The sequence below is a fragment of the Nocardioides plantarum genome, assembly GCF_006346395.1.
In the GTDB taxonomy this organism is placed as follows: Bacteria; Actinomycetota; Actinomycetes; order Propionibacteriales; family Nocardioidaceae; genus Nocardioides; species Nocardioides plantarum.
The window spans coordinates 2,259,091-2,273,148 of record NZ_VDMS01000001.1; the positions used below are offsets into that span (position 1 = coordinate 2,259,091).

At 67.1% G+C, this 14,058-nt stretch carries 11 protein-coding genes; 6 read left to right on the forward strand and 5 right to left on the reverse strand.

Annotated features, from left to right (window positions below):
- Positions 1-184: 184 nt before the first annotated feature.
- The 3 genes from FJQ56_RS10635 to FJQ56_RS10645 all read left to right on the forward strand — a co-directional run bounded on the left by FJQ56_RS10635 (position 185) and on the right by FJQ56_RS10645 (position 5,718).
- On the forward strand, positions 185-2,446 hold the full coding sequence (locus FJQ56_RS10635; RefSeq protein ID WP_170215342.1) for a TerD family protein: 2,262 nt from the start codon (positions 185-187) through the stop codon (positions 2,444-2,446).
- A gap of 113 nt (positions 2,447-2,559) precedes the next feature.
- Entirely contained in the window at positions 2,560-4,278 is a 1,719-nt protein-coding gene (locus tag FJQ56_RS10640) for an esterase/lipase family protein (protein ID WP_140009369.1), read from the forward strand.
- 354 nt (positions 4,279-4,632) lie between these two features.
- On the forward strand, positions 4,633-5,718 hold the full coding sequence (locus FJQ56_RS10645; RefSeq protein WP_140009370.1) for a TIGR02391 family protein: 1,086 nt from the start codon (positions 4,633-4,635) through the stop codon (positions 5,716-5,718).
- 184 nt (positions 5,719-5,902) lie between these two features.
- Here the strand turns inward: FJQ56_RS10645 and FJQ56_RS10650 are convergent, their stop codons facing one another.
- A complete protein-coding gene (locus FJQ56_RS10650; protein WP_140009371.1) occupies positions 5,903-7,762 on the reverse strand; it encodes a hypothetical protein in 1,860 nt (619 codons plus the stop codon).
- Between the two features lie 138 nt (positions 7,763-7,900).
- On the opposite strand from FJQ56_RS10650, the gene FJQ56_RS23070 reads away from it, so the two are divergent.
- Together FJQ56_RS23070 and FJQ56_RS10660 are read left to right on the forward strand one after the other, a co-directional pair.
- Positions 7,901-8,554 carry a DnaJ domain-containing protein gene (locus tag FJQ56_RS23070; RefSeq protein WP_211350835.1) on the forward strand — a complete coding sequence of 218 codons (654 nt, stop codon included), beginning with the start codon at positions 7,901-7,903 and terminating at the stop codon, positions 8,552-8,554.
- Between the two features lie 495 nt (positions 8,555-9,049).
- A complete protein-coding gene (locus tag FJQ56_RS10660; protein ID WP_140009373.1) occupies positions 9,050-10,087 on the forward strand; it encodes a DUF2510 domain-containing protein in 1,038 nt (345 codons plus the stop codon).
- 205 nt (positions 10,088-10,292) lie between these two features.
- Here the strand turns inward: FJQ56_RS10660 and FJQ56_RS10665 are convergent, their stop codons facing one another.
- Entirely contained in the window at positions 10,293-11,186 is an 894-nt protein-coding gene (locus FJQ56_RS10665; RefSeq protein ID WP_140009374.1) for an NAD-dependent epimerase/dehydratase family protein, read from the reverse strand.
- A 58-nt stretch (positions 11,187-11,244) separates the two neighbouring features.
- On the reverse strand, positions 11,245-12,288 hold the full coding sequence (locus tag FJQ56_RS10670; RefSeq protein ID WP_140009375.1) for an NAD(P)-dependent alcohol dehydrogenase: 1,044 nt from the start codon (positions 12,286-12,288) through the stop codon (positions 11,245-11,247).
- Between the two features lie 77 nt (positions 12,289-12,365).
- Here FJQ56_RS10670 and FJQ56_RS10675 point away from each other — a divergent pair, with 77 nt between their 5' ends.
- The gene (locus FJQ56_RS10675) at positions 12,366-12,935 is read left to right on the forward strand and encodes a TetR/AcrR family transcriptional regulator (protein WP_211350836.1); all 570 of its coding nucleotides are present in this window, start codon (positions 12,366-12,368) and stop codon (positions 12,933-12,935) included.
- A gap of 7 nt (positions 12,936-12,942) precedes the next feature.
- Here FJQ56_RS10675 and FJQ56_RS10680 read toward each other — a convergent pair whose 3' ends face one another.
- Complete coding sequence (locus FJQ56_RS10680; RefSeq protein ID WP_140009377.1) at positions 12,943-13,416, reverse strand: hypothetical protein; 474 nt, start codon at positions 13,414-13,416, stop codon at positions 12,943-12,945.
- Between the two features lie 70 nt (positions 13,417-13,486).
- A complete protein-coding gene (locus FJQ56_RS10685) occupies positions 13,487-14,029 on the reverse strand; it encodes a hypothetical protein (RefSeq protein ID WP_140009378.1) in 543 nt (180 codons plus the stop codon).
- Between the last annotated feature and the right edge of the window lie 29 nt (positions 14,030-14,058).

Consider the following 14,058-nt stretch of genomic DNA (forward strand, 5'->3'; position numbering starts at 1 on the left):
CCCCAACATCGACCCGGCAGCCGACGAAGAACTTAGTTGGACCATGGCCCGCAGGCTAAGCCATCGCGCGACGTGATGGCAGCAGATCCGCTGCGGCGCCCAATCGAATGCTCTCGACCCCGGACATCGCGCGATGAGTCGCTCGCCCGCCCCCCACAGTCGGCGCGCCCCTACCAGCCGATGCGTGCCCGAACGGGCCAACCAAACCTGCACCGCGTCTTACCGCCGCCCCTGGGACAACTTTATTGCGACGCGGTCTGATGACCGGAAGTGCTCGGGCAACGCCGAGGGACTACGCCCACTTGACCGTTCTACCGCGCCCCGGCGCGGACCGTGTGATCCTCGGGGGGTGACTGACGTAATCTCGGAACCGCAAGCCCTGACCAAGGGCGCCAATGTCGCCCTGAGCAAACTGAGCGCTGAGCTCGGCTCGTTGACAGTGTTCCTCGACAGCCGCGGCCGTGAAGGCAACGCCGTCGATGCCGACGTGAGCGTCCTGCTGCTGGACGCAAGCGGAAAGGTGCGGTCGGGGTCGGACTTCGTGTTCTACAACCAGCCCATTGCGCTGGGTGGCGCGGTGCACCTGCGCGACAAGCTGATGCCGGAGCCAGGCACGGACGACGCGGACCTCGGTTGGTCCTCCGACGTCGTGACCCTCGAGCTCGACGACGTACCCGACGAGATCGAGCGGATCGTCGTCTCGGCCAGTCTGGATCCGACGACCGGGGTCACCTTCGGTGACGCCGCCGCCATCCGGATGCGGTTGCAGCGCACCTCGGACGCCGCAGATCTGCTGGTCTTCGACATCGACGATGCGACGAGCGAGCTCGCCCTGGTCTTCGGCGAGTTCTACCGACGCGACGGTGCGTGGAAGGTGCGTGCGGTGGGGCAGGGCTACGCGGACGGCCTGGCGTCATTGGTGGCGGCGCACGGCGTGGAGGTGAGTGCCGAGACGGACGAGAGCTCGGACGAGGGGTCCGGTCAGTCGGAGCCGCCCGAGACCGAAGGGTCGGGCGCCTCCGACGACGCCCCGTCCGGTGGGCCTGCGGAGCAGGCTGGCGACTCGGAGGGCACGACGATCACCGGTGCCACAGCAGAAGAGCCCACTGCGGCTCCGCCGGCACCCGCCAAGCGGGGCGTCTCGGTCCGTCGCCCGACGCGTGCGCCCAGGCTGCCCGCCGACTGGGACGCCTCCATCCCTGCGGCCGACGGCAACGACTGGCAGACGGCGCGGCTGTTCCCCGTCGCCGGAATCGGCAGCGGGGAGGAGCAGGAGCGCCGAGCCACGTCGGCTCTCCTGGCGGTGATGACGATGGTTCGCGAGTTCGGCGGTGCCCTGACCACGAAGTGTGGGGCGCCCCGTGGAGTCATCACGGCGTACGTCGAGGTCCCATTCGGGCAGGACGAGGAGGCGTACCGCCCTGACGGCGTCATCCAGGTGACCCGAGGTCAGAAGCAGTGGACCGCGCTGGTCGAGGTGAAGACGTCGAACGGCAGGCTCAACGCCGAGCAGATCGACCACTACGTCGAGATCGCCAGGACCCGGGGTTACGACGCCGTCATCACCATCAGCAACGAGCTGGCGGGTGGAGACGCGGACCACCCTGTGGTGATCGACCGCCGCAAGCTCCGCAAGGTGTCGCTGCACCACCTGTCGTGGGACCAGGTCCGCGCACAAGCCCTCCTCACCGCGCGCCACCGCGGCGTCGCGGACGCCACCCAGGGCAAGGTCCTCGAGGAGTTCATCCGCTACATGTCCCACGCCCGGTCCGGGATGGGCGGGCTTGGCGACATGGGCCCCAGCTGGGTCAAGGTGCGTGATGCCGTGAAGGCCAAGACCGCCCGAGCCTCCGACAAGGCCACGGGTGACATCAGTGCGCGGTACGACGAGCTGGTCCAGCACCTCGCGCACCACATGTCGGCGCTGCTCGGTGTGGAGGTCCAGGCGCTCGTGCCTCGCGAGACCCCGGACCACGCCAGCCGGCGTCAGCAGCTGGCCGATTCCGGACTGCTGTTCGGTCGCCTCAAGGTGCCTGGTGCCGTGGACGTCATCGTCGTCGGAGCCGACCTCCGGTCGGACAAGGCGACCGCCACCGTCAGCGTGCAGGCTCCCCGCGGCGACACCCGGCCGCTGACGCGGGTCAACTGGTTGCTGCGACAGCTTCCGGAGCAGGCCAAGGACTCGATCCGGATCGAGGCGCACCTCGCGGGCCCACGGGCGGGATCAACGGCCGCCCTGCTGGGCAAGGCCCGCGAGGACCCGGCGTGTCTTCTGCCGGACGACCAGCGAGAGATCAAGTCCTTCACTGTCTCGTTCGAGCTGCCCCTCGGTGCCAAGCGAGCGGCCGGCACGGGGACGTTGATCGGCTCCGTCAAGAGCGCCACGACGACCTTCTACGCCGACGTCGTCCAGCACATCCAGCCCTGGGTCGACAAGCGGAGCTAGCCGACCGCGACCGAGCCACGCGCAACCAGGCAGCTGTCAAGAGCCTGGTTGAGCCATTGCTGCGCAGCAGGTCCGGGAACAGAGTCTCAACACCGACTCATCCGGAGACGCCGATGCCAAGCAACCCACGTCCACTCATCCTCGTACGGGGCTTCGGCTTCTTCGACGTCGAGGACGAGCAGCGCAACGCCTACCAGGGTTTCAACGACGGCACGGTCTATCCGGACCGCCGCGGCGACAGCTACATCTACGAGGGCTTCGTGCTGCGCGCCCTGAAGTCACGCCGCTACCGATACACCGACGCCACGAACGTGATCGCCTACTACGGCCGAGACATGGAGGTGGATGACCTTCCGGACCCTGAGCCCGCCCACGCCAGGCGGATCGTGCTCGACTCGCGGATGGCGGAAGCGTGTCTCGCCGAGGGAGTCGCCGGCACGATCTGGGTGTACCGCTACTACGACCTGCTCCCCCGGAGCATCCGTCTGTACGCCGAGGGTCTCGTGCGGCTCATCGAGCTCATCGAGCAGGAGACCGACAAGCGCAGCGGTGCCTCGAAGGAGCAGTGGCGAGGCGTCGACATCGTCGCGCACAGCATGGGTGGACTGATCGTCAACGAGGCCCTGCGGCTCCTCGACGCGCGCCAGGCGGGCGCGGCCAGGACCCAGGTCAACAAGGTGGTCACCCTCGGGACGCCGCACCGAGGCATCCGGTTCCAGGCGATTCCGCCCGGCCTGCTGCATGCGCTGTCCGCGACGTACGAGAAGGTCAACGACCTCCGGCGTCTCCTGCCCGGCCGCGACAAGGAGCCCGAGGGGACCAAGGACGCCCTGGACGAGCTCGCGGCGTTCGACGACGACAACCTGAAGTACCTCGACGTCGCGACCACCTTCGACCCCAGGCGGGTGCTGACGATCGTGGGGACGGACTTCGGCAGCTACGGGAACAAGGCCGCCAGCGTCCTCAACCAGATGACGAACCTCGCGGACTCCGGCGGGGTGGCCGGCAACCACAGCGACGGTCTGGTGATGCAGTCGGCCGCCCAGCTGCCCGGATCGCCTCGCACGTTCATCCACAAGTGCCACGGCGGACGCGACTCGCTGGTCACGTCTCGCGAGGCGTACGAGATCGCGATGCGCTTCCTGCACGGGACGCACCACATCGCCCTGAGGCTCCAGGACGCGGAGATCAAGCAGGGCGGGGACTGGGGGCCGTTCCGCAACGAGTTCTACCTCGGGGTCTCGATCAAGCCGCGCGGCGTGGACTTCAACCTGTTCGAGCAGAGCATGAAGGCCCAGAACTGCTACGGGCCCTTCAACTCCGACAGGCTCGAGGACGGGACGGACGTCATCGACGCGCTGCAACGACCGTTGACCGAGTGGGACCACCAACGCCCGTACTGGGCGGGCCCGGGACGCCTGCTGTGGGAGGGGTGGATCGATGCGGACAACGCCTTCAAGGACGCAGTGAACGGCGCCATCTTCCGGGTCGACGTCTTCGTCGGCGAGGACGACCCCGGCGGGTTCTCCGACAAGGTCATCCTGCGCAAGCAGGTGTTCATCCAGGTCTTCCCCGGGAGCCCGCCCGCCCTGTTCGTGCACAGCGGCGAGACGTATCTGGACCCCGAGAAGTATCGCGACCGTGCCTCCGTCGAAGCAGTTGCTCAGGCCCCGAGCACCGAAGGGCTGACCCTCCCGGTCCAGCAGGCGACCCCCTGCGACGGCATCGGCGAGGGCACCGGCGTCGGATGGGACTTCACGGTCAACGGGACGGGCTTCACCGGCACCTTCCACATCGAGGTCCAAGGGGCCCAGGACGCCGATCGCCCATAGCGCCGGATGTGGCGCCACTTGACGACTTGACGTCCCGATATGGGTACCGGCTTTGCCGCCAAGTTGCACTCGTGAACGAGACGGCACTAATCCTGGTCGAGGCCGACTCGCGTGAACCTGTTACGCCGGATGTGCGTTGATCAGGTCGGCCTAGGTCCACAAGCAGTCCGTCTGCGAGCCCCGGGGTGACGCCGGCAGCGCTGGAACCCGCGAGGTGATCTTCTTCTCTGGACCCGACGCCGGTCAGCCTGTCGCTGCCAACGGCGTCAATCCCGCTGACCGGGCCGCTCCCGGCACGACCCAGGACGGCCGCCAGCGGGGTGTCGAGTCGTGCCTGACTCCTAGGCTTCATCCATGGGCGAGGAGTTTGGCACGGGTACGGGCTCTGAAGATCTGAGCCGTGCTCAGGTCATGGTGCTCGATGATGTCTACCTGTGGTTGGTCCAGCATGATCGGTGGCCGACTTATGAGGAGATCGACCACGACGCCGATCGCCATGGAATCGAGGACCCACTCTCGGTGATCCAGAGCTTGACACCGAAACTTCTGCAGGGCGCTTCTGGCATTCCGGGGCCACAACAGGAAGTGAGCTTGTCCCTAGTCGGGGTCGCGACGGTGGCGCGGTGGAGCCAGGTTGCTCGAGACGACCTCGAGCTGTTCACGAAGTCGGTGCAGCAAGCCGTATTGATCGCCGACCGGACTCGCCCTCCTGCGTCTGCGAACTTCAGCGCCATGGCCTTCATGTCCACCCTGCGGCCGGGTGCGGGCATACCAGTGAAAGAGGTCCTGCGGCTCGAGCGGCTCTGGAATGCCGGGGGAGGGGGGCTGTGGCAAGGGCTTCACGGAATCGGAACGATCGAGTGGGGCGCGACTCTCAATCGACAGAACATCCGGCGCTATCGGCAGGTGCAAGATGTGGCCTCCTTGCTGGAGGTCGAGTCGAGGCGATCGACCCTGCTCCATAGTCACGATCCAGCGACCAACGGCCCCAGCATGCCGCTCGCGCCTCGGGCGGCCGCGATCACCTCCCCAGCTGGTATGGCGCCTGCTTGGGTGTTGTTGCTTCCCGATGGGCTCCGCGAAGCAATCGGAGCAAAGGTTGTGCACTCAGGCCCCGATGCCATCAACGCTGGCTGGATTGCGCTGGCCGATCTCATTCACGAGAAGGTCGGTTTGGACCTTGATGGGGAGGATCTGGTCAACCAAGCATTCGGGGGTAAGAAGCCGCGGATGCGGCTGGGGCCCGAGACCAAGACCGGTGAGAACCTCCATCAGGCCTACACCCACCTGATGCGCGCTCTGGCGCGGGTCAGGAACGCGCAGTCGCACCGTGGACGACCAGAGGTGACGGATCTCCACGTCGCAGCCACCGTCCTGGCAATGGGGGAGTGCTTTGAGGTGATCTCTAAGTGCAACCCCGAGCACCCGTCGTCTGCGTGACCACGGCGAGCGAACGCCCGTGGCCCGTGGCTTGATCGAGTGGATCCCATGGCCCTAGAAGGAACCCTGGATTGGTCGGCTCATGCATGCTTCGGGCCGACCCAGGTCGAGCACATTCGGCTGGACCCAGCGAGCTCCGACGTCGGAGCGCGTCCGGGTTCTAGGCCCGGCTCGCGTTCGAGGTCTATGGCCTACCGGATTGGGTGAAGCAACTCGCGTACCCATTCACGAAGACGACATTGTCGCCAATTGTGTCGTTGGCCTGAATGAAGAAGTCGCTTCCATCGAGTGATGCGTCGAGGGTTCCAAGGTCCCCATTCGACGTCACCGCTGACTTGATGTCGCTTCCTCCCTGCTTGACCTGGAGGAGGGCCTCGGACGGATATTCCGATCGTTTCAACACGAACTCGAGGTGGATCGACCGGCACGTCGTCTTCGAACCGAAACTCAGGACGTCGGAAAAGTCGGGTGGCTGGGCGGTTCCGCAACACCCCGAGGATGCGATGTAGCTGAACGTTCGCGGACCATAGTCAACAGAGAAGGGCTCGTCCTCACAGGAACCAAATGACAGGTCGCTGTTGCACATCGCGGCTAGGGACACCCTCACGAACACATTTACGGTCACCTCAGTCGAGTAGACGGAGGAACCGTCGTCAGCCACCGCGTTTATTCTGTAGGTGAATCTGCCGGGCTCCGAGGGGGAGGCGATGGAGACGGTTCCGGAGCGAGACTCCAACGGCGCCTCGCTCTGATAGACGTCATCCGTGCCTGCAGTTCGTTCGATTTCTGGGCTGCCAGCCGTCTTGCCCTTGATCGCGTACTTGAACTTGATCTCTTGGCCGATGTCGACTTCTTTGGTGGTCGCGGACAGGCGAAGCGTGGGCGCCGGCGCGATGACGGGCGCAGGCGGCGTCGTCGCGGGCTGCGAGCTGGGCGGTGGCTGTGAGTTGGCTGGCGAGTCGGTGGTGGGCTCGGGCGTAGAGGTGTTGATGGCATCCTGCGTGCTTGGGGAGTCGTCCGATCGCCCATTGGCTTGTTCGGTTTGGGTCCGGTCGAGTTCACGGCCCAGTAAGAACGCGCATGCGATCAGCAGCGCGACGATGGTTACCAGCGCGGCCACCATCGGACCCGACCGTTTCCTTGGTGCCTCTGCTGGGGGCGGTACCGGGTTGGCCCTGGGCGGCTCCGGGAGTGTGGAGGGGCTGGTGGCAGGAAGGTTCGGTGAGCGCGGGGGAGTAGGGGTTGCCGCGATTGTCGGGTCTGCTGAGGGTGGCTGGGGGTGTGGCGAGCCCGAGATGGCCGGTCGCGGTGCGAGGTCTAGCGCTCCCCTGGATACGGTGTGAACAAGTTCAATGCGCGCCCCGCTCGGAGCATGGCCCGTCGAGCCCGCCCACAACGCTTGCAAGACCAAGGTCTTGCTTGGTCGCTCTCTGGGGATCTCGAGGGCCTCAAGCATGGCCGATGCCCCTGGGTCGGCCAGCACGCCCAAGGCGGTCGTCTCCAAGGCATCCGCGATGTATCTCTGAGCGTGCTGGATCTCGAAGGTCTCGGCGGGGGAAGTGCCCATGGGCCGGGTGTCGATGAGTTTGGGGTCATTGCCGTTCGCCAGGTCGAAGAGCGTTTTACCAAGAACGCGGCGCCCTAGAGCCACGAATCGGATTTGTTCTTCGAGGCCGAGGATCTCGAGCGGCTGGCGGCCGTCGAGCGGATGACCGTAGTCGAAGTGGCGGGCGACAATACTGCGTAGATCATCCAGCTGCTGGCTGTTGAACGTTGCGAGCAGCTGCTGAAGTTGGTCGGGACTCTTAGCAAGGATGAACTGCTCCTGCTTGGCGACCTCGGGCTCGGTGCAACCCAGCGCCTGGGCTAGTTGGCGGAGGGCGCCGAACTGGAAGGCCAAGGGTTGCAGTGCGGTGCGGTAGATCAGGGCAGTGTCGTAGACGATGCGGTGACGCTTCTCTTCTGACCATGTTGGGAACGCCTCTTTGACGAGCGGCTCGAGTTCGCGAACGAAATGACCCCAGTCGGTCGGATGTTGCGTCATTGTCGATACCTCCTACGATCCGGTCGAGGCAGTGTAGGCCGCTTTCCCCGTGGTGGTGCCGGATTGAACGAACCTGACCCGCGGTGGATCAAAAGCGGTCGGTTCCCGGATTGGGTCACGGCGCACCATGATGTGGCGATGGAAAGAACTGAGGCGCTAGCGGTCCTAGAGCTTGCTGAGGGAGCTTCGATCGACGACGTGCGGAAGGCATATCGACGTCTTGCTACTCAACACCATCCTGACGCCGGAGGAAGCCCAGAGCATTTCAATTGCCTTTTGCAAGCGCAGGAGCTGCTACTGGCCCCGCCGTCGACAGCCATGGTGCCGATCGATCAGGTGACAGAAATCGTCCGTATGGCGACCCAGGGCTCGGAGGCCCGAGCCCGGCAGCTGGAGTTGGCACGGGATACATCGGCAGTTGTGCGTCAGGCGATACGGATCCGAACGACGCGCCTTGCGCGACAGCAACGTCAAGTGAGTGCGTTGACTGTTGTAAGCGTGTTTGTTGGGTCGGGGACGCAACCTGTCCGATTGCTGCCCGGCGAGCGGAGCGTGGTCGCGACTGCTTTGGGTCTGTTCTTCGCAATGACCGCCGCCGTCCTCGGATTCGCTCTACTCGTGCTTACGGCAAGCCAAGTCGGACACCGAAGCGGCCATCAAGGAAGCAGCGGAGGTACTCGACGACAAAGCGCTGTTGGTTCAGTTGTTCGGCCGGGTTCTGAAGCGACACGAACTCACGGACGAATGGTCGGCCGAAACATGGCACTGTCGCGCCGAAGACGCTGTTGCTGACGACAGCTTCTCTGGCGGACTATCCCACTACGTTCGCCGGATGGGTGTGCACGAGTTCAGCCGTCTCGCTCTCACCAAAGGTCTTGAGCGCCAAGTACTCGAGGCGGACGAGGTCTGGAATGAGCACTACCTTCAGGTGCGCTATCACTTCAACCGACCCTAATCGCAAACTCCCTATAGCTCGGCGTGGTCGATGGAGCGGGTGACGTTTGACGGTGAGCGGACAGCGGCGATGGAGTTTGACATTGAGACTCGGACGACTTCGTCCCGATCGCGCCTCGGCGGCACCTATCACCACCTCTGGAACAACTCGAATCATGGCAATGGCCGTTGCTCGAGAGGTGGTGTTCGTGTGCGACGGCTGTGGAGCGATGCCGCTCCACGCGCAGGTCGACGGGCACCCAGGGTCCGGTGACGTCGTCCATTCTCGACCTCGCCCGCCCGACCTCTGGGACGATTGATCCAAGAGTTACGGCTACGACTGAGGAACACCTGATGGAGATGTTCGATCTCTGGGGACAGGTAGGCGCGTACGTTCGCCTGGACCCGCCTGCGGACAAGGCTGCCGTACAGGCATTGCTCGGATCTAGCAGGGTCGGACGGGACGAGCCGCGCTTGCAAGCCTGTCTCTTCATCGACGGTGACCGGCTACGTGTAGACGTCGATGCGGTCGTCGTGGGGTGGGTTCCGGAGGAGATCACGGATGGCTATCTGGGCGTCGTTCGATCGATGACGGCGCGTGGGCGAACGCCGAGGGTCACCGCTCGCGTCCAGGTGTACGACAGCTACGAGGCGTACGGCAACGACGCGAACGACGAGGTGGAGGACGAGGAGAGCGACCTCGCGAGCCGAGATGGTTTGTGGGTGAACGCCTACATATCCCTCGCCGAACCCCATCTCCTGCAACCGTTGAACGACCCACCGACGGGTGATGTCGTAGAGCTGCCGGAGGGACGCAAGCAGAAGGTCGCAGTGTCTGCTTCAACGCGGAGCGACGGTGCGAGGCCCTGGATCCGGCCAGAAGGCGCAGGGTGGGTCTACTGCCACCTGAAGCCGCACACCGAGCAGCTCGCCCGAAGCACCCGAGACGTCGTCCAGGTCTGGATCGACTCGACTTTGATCGGGACACTGACTCCAGCGATGAGCAAGAACTTTCTGCCGCTGGTGAACCTCGTCGTCGACTCCGGTCGGATCCCGGTGGCTCGAGGTCTGGTCAAGGGCAATCACCTTCAGGTCGAGATGGCGGTGGCCGCTTTGAAGTCGTCGGAGGTCACCCAGTCCTGGCTGCGTGATCGCGACCTGATGCCAGCGCATGCAGGCACCTCACCGCTGGCGGCGCCGGATGTTCTGGATGACCCGATCGAGCAAACGACCGATAGCTCAGGCGGCGAGGGCGGCTTCAGCAGCAGGGCCGAGGGGGCCGGGCGAGAGCCGGGGTTCTACGCCGACCCGGAGGGAATGGCGGACGAGCGATTCTGGGATGGGTTCGAGTGGACGCCCCGCATCAGGATGCGCCCGAAACCGGCTCGTTGAAGCTGTAGGCGGGGGCGGGGATGGCAAGCGTGCCCGTCTGCCCCGCCGGGTGCCTGACCGATCCGGCTCCGACCACGGAGACGTTGGTGCATGGGGTCGAGCAGCTGTGGACGTTCCGGGCGCGGAAGCTGTTGGGCTGAGGGATTTCGACAAGCTCGATCGCCGAGGCTCGGCTCGATCACCGAGGGGATCTCGACAAGCTCGATCACCGAGGGTCGGCGAGCACGTCACGCCAGGAGTGCTGGGGCTCGTAGCCGAGCAGCTCACGCGCCTTGTCGATCGCGTAGAACGTCTCGTGCGGGCCGAGCTCGCGGCGTACCTCGACCCCGTCGTAGAACCGCTCGCGGATCTCCTGGGTGGTGGCGGCGACGGACAGGTCGGCGTTGGCGACGTTGAAGACCTGGTAGCCCAGGCCGTCGGTCTCCAGGGCGCGCTGGGTCAGCTGGGCCAGGTCGCGGGTGTCGATGTAGGCGAAGATGTTGCGTCGCCGCAGGGCCGGGTCCTCGAGGAACGCGGGGAACAGCTCGGCGTACTCGTGGGGCTCGATCACGTTGTTGATGCGCAGGCCGTAGACGTCGCTGCCGGTGCGGGCCTGGAAGGAGCGCGCGGTCGTCTCGCTGGCGACCTTCGACATCGCGTAGGCGTCCTCGGGGACGGTCGGGTGCTCCTCGTCGACGGGCAGGTAGAGCGGCTTGCGCTCGCCCTGCGCGAAGCACACGCCGTACGTCGTCTCGGAGGACGCGAACACGACCTTGCCGATGCCGAGCCGGGTGGCCGCCTCGAGGATGTTGTAGGTGCTGAGCACGTTGGTGGCGTACGTCGTGGCGTCGGGCACGAGCAGGATGCGCGGCACGGCGGCGAAGTGCACCACGGCGTCGTACGACGGCACCGACGGCAGGTCGAGCTCGGCCATCGTGGCGAGCCCGGCCATGGCCGAGTAGGTCTCACCGGCGTCGGTCAGGTCGACGCGCAGGTCGGTCATGTCGGGGTGGCCGAGCGCGACGAGATCGGCGTTGGTGACCTGGTGGCCCTGCTCGGCGAGGTAGGTGGCCACGTGCTTGCCGGCCTTGCCGCTGCCGCCGGTGAAGAAGATGCGCATGGGCTGCGAACCGCCCGAGGCCCGGTTTGCTTCCCCGGCGAGACCACCCCGAGGGGGGTCAGCGACCGTGCTCGATGACGAACCGGAAGCGGACGTCGTTGGCGCGCAGCCGCGTCAGGGCGGTGTTGACCTCGCTGGCCGGCAGCACCTCGACGTCGGCGACGACGCCGTGCTCGGCGGCGAAGGCGAGCATCGCGGCGGTGTCGGGGCGCCCGCAGCTGCCCGAGCCCATCACACGACGGCGCGGGAGGATGCTCATCGGGTCGAGGTGCCAGCCCTCGCCCGGCAGGGCGAGCACGACGAGGGTGCCGTCGATGCGCAGGGTGCCGAGGTAGGGCTCGAGCGCGTGGGCCGCGGCGACGGTGTCGATGACGACGTCGAGCGTCTGCTGGGCGGTGGCCATCGCCGCCTCGTCGGTGGACACCACGACGTCGGTCGCGCCGAGGTCGCGGGCCTGCTGCGCCTTGGCGGCGGAGGTGGTGAAGACGGTGACGCGCGCGCCGAGCGCCGCGGCCAGCTTGACCGCGAGGTGGCCGAGCCCGCCGAGGCCGACGACCCCGACGGCCGTGTCGGGCCCGACCCCCAGGTGCGAGAGCGGCTGCCAGACGGTGACGCCGGCGCACATCAGCGGGGCGACGCCGGCAGGGTCGAGGCCCTCGGGCAGGGGATAGGTGAAGTCGGCGCGCAGGACGTAGTGGTCGGCGTAGGCACCGCGGGTCGTCGTGTCGTCGTACGGGTCGTGGCCGCCGTAGGTCTGCAGTGGGAACTGCGCGCAGTAGGGCTCGTCGCCACCGAGGCACGCGGCGCACTCGCCGCACGAGTCGATGATGTTGCCGACCGCGACGAGCTGGCCGACGGAGCGGTCCGTGACGCCCTCGCCGAGCCCGACCACCTCGCCGACGAACTCGTGGCCCGGCACCAGCGGCAGTCCGCCCATGCCGGCGCCGGCCGCGTCAATCGCGTGCAGGTCGCTGTGGCAGACCCCGCAGTGCGTGACGCGGACGACGACCTCGCCGGGTCGCGGGTCGCGCCGCTCGAAGGTCAGCGGGGTCAGGTCGGCGCCCGCGGCCTGCAGGGCCCAGGCGGTGGTGGTGGTCGGCATGGCCGTCGTCCTCTCGTAAACAAACTAGTTGGTTACTTTCTACCAGGATGAACCAACCGGTTGGTTACGATGGCCGCGTGAGAGACGCCGACGCCACCCGGAGCCGGATCCTGGACGCCGCGACGGCCGAGTTCGCCCGCCACGGCATCGCCGGCTCCCGGGTCGACCGGATCGCGGCCTCGGCGCGCGCCAACAAGGCCCAGATCTACGCCTACTTCGGCGGCAAGGACGCGCTCTTCGACGTCGTCTACGACCACCAGCTGCGCTCGATCGTCGAGGCCGTGCCGCTCGACCCGCTCGACCTGCCCGGCTACGCCGTCCGTCTGTACGACGCCTGGCTCGACGACCCCGACCGCGTCCGGATCGCCACCTGGGCCCGCCTCGAGCGCACCCCCACCGGGCACCTGCTCGACGAGCCGCAGCGCGCGGTCGCCTACGGCGAGGACGCGATCCGCCGGGCCCAGGACGCCGGCGACCTGCCCGACGACCTCGCACCCCTCGACCTGCAGGCACTCGTGGTCAGCATGTCCCTGGCGTGGGCCCCGGCGAGCCTGATCTACGTCGCCGGCGCCGACGACCCGCACCGCGACGCCCGACGCGAGGCCCTGCGCGACGCCGTACGACGGATGTTGGGTCGCGAGGCCTGAACCGGCCTCAGAGCACCGCGCCGTCGTCGCGCCGACCCGGCCCCGGCGTGCGATCGATGGGGTCCCACGTGCGGCCGCGGCTGACGGCGACGGCCGCGCCACCGAGGAGCAGGCCGAGGAACGCGAGCTCGACGGCGTGGGTCAGTCGCTCGGTGCGGACCCGGCCGCACGTCTCGATCACCTCGTCGATGTCGATGCCCTGCTGGCTGAGGACGTACTGGTCGTCCTCGGCCAGGTTGTCGTCGCCCTCGAGCTGCTCGGGGCCCTTCTGGCCGCCGTCGTCGGTGAGCAGGGGGCCGCTCGCCGGCGAGGCGCACTTGACCCGGATCTTGGTCGGCTCGCCCGGGGCGTCCGGGTTGGCGGGGTCGGTCTTGGTGCCCTGCAGGGTCTGATGACCGGCGCCGTGGACGAGCACGAGCGCGAACACGAAGGCAGCCGCGCCGAGCAGGGCGATGACGAGGACGAGGCGGGAGCGGGTCACGCTCCCTCGCTACCCACACCCCGGACGGCCAACCCCGACGTCGGGTCGCGAGGCGTGAGCGGAGATCGACTCAGGTGTCGTAGTCCAGGCCGTCCCACGGCGCGTAGTAGGCGATGAAGTTGCCCGGCTCGACGTTCACGCTGTAGTCGCCGTCGTACTCGTCGACGCGCCAGCCGAACTCGACCCCGTCGACCTTCTCCAGGAACGGCTCGACCTCGATGGGCTCCAGGACGTAGTCGCCGAGCTCGGCCAGCCGGGCGGCCACGAGCTCCTCCGCCCCGGCGGGGGCAGCCTGCTGCGCCGGGAGGCCCTCGGGTCGACCGGTCGGGTCGACCCGGACCTCGTCGAAGGTGCCGTCGGACGTCCAGAGGAACAGCCCGACGTAGCCGGACTTCTCGTCGAACAGCTCCTCGCTGAGGAAGAATCGTCGTCCGTCCTCGGCGGTGCCGGCGTAGGGCACGTGGTAGCCGTCGGGGACGAGCGTGATCCGCGCGGGCGGTCCGCTCGCGGTGGGCTCGGCCGCCTCGCGGTCGTCGGCGGGGTCGGACTCCGGCTCCGACGAGCAGCCGACGAGGAGGAGCACCAGGGCGAGGAGCAGTCCACTCGTCTTCACGCGGCGAGCGTAGGGCTCGCCTTCGCGGT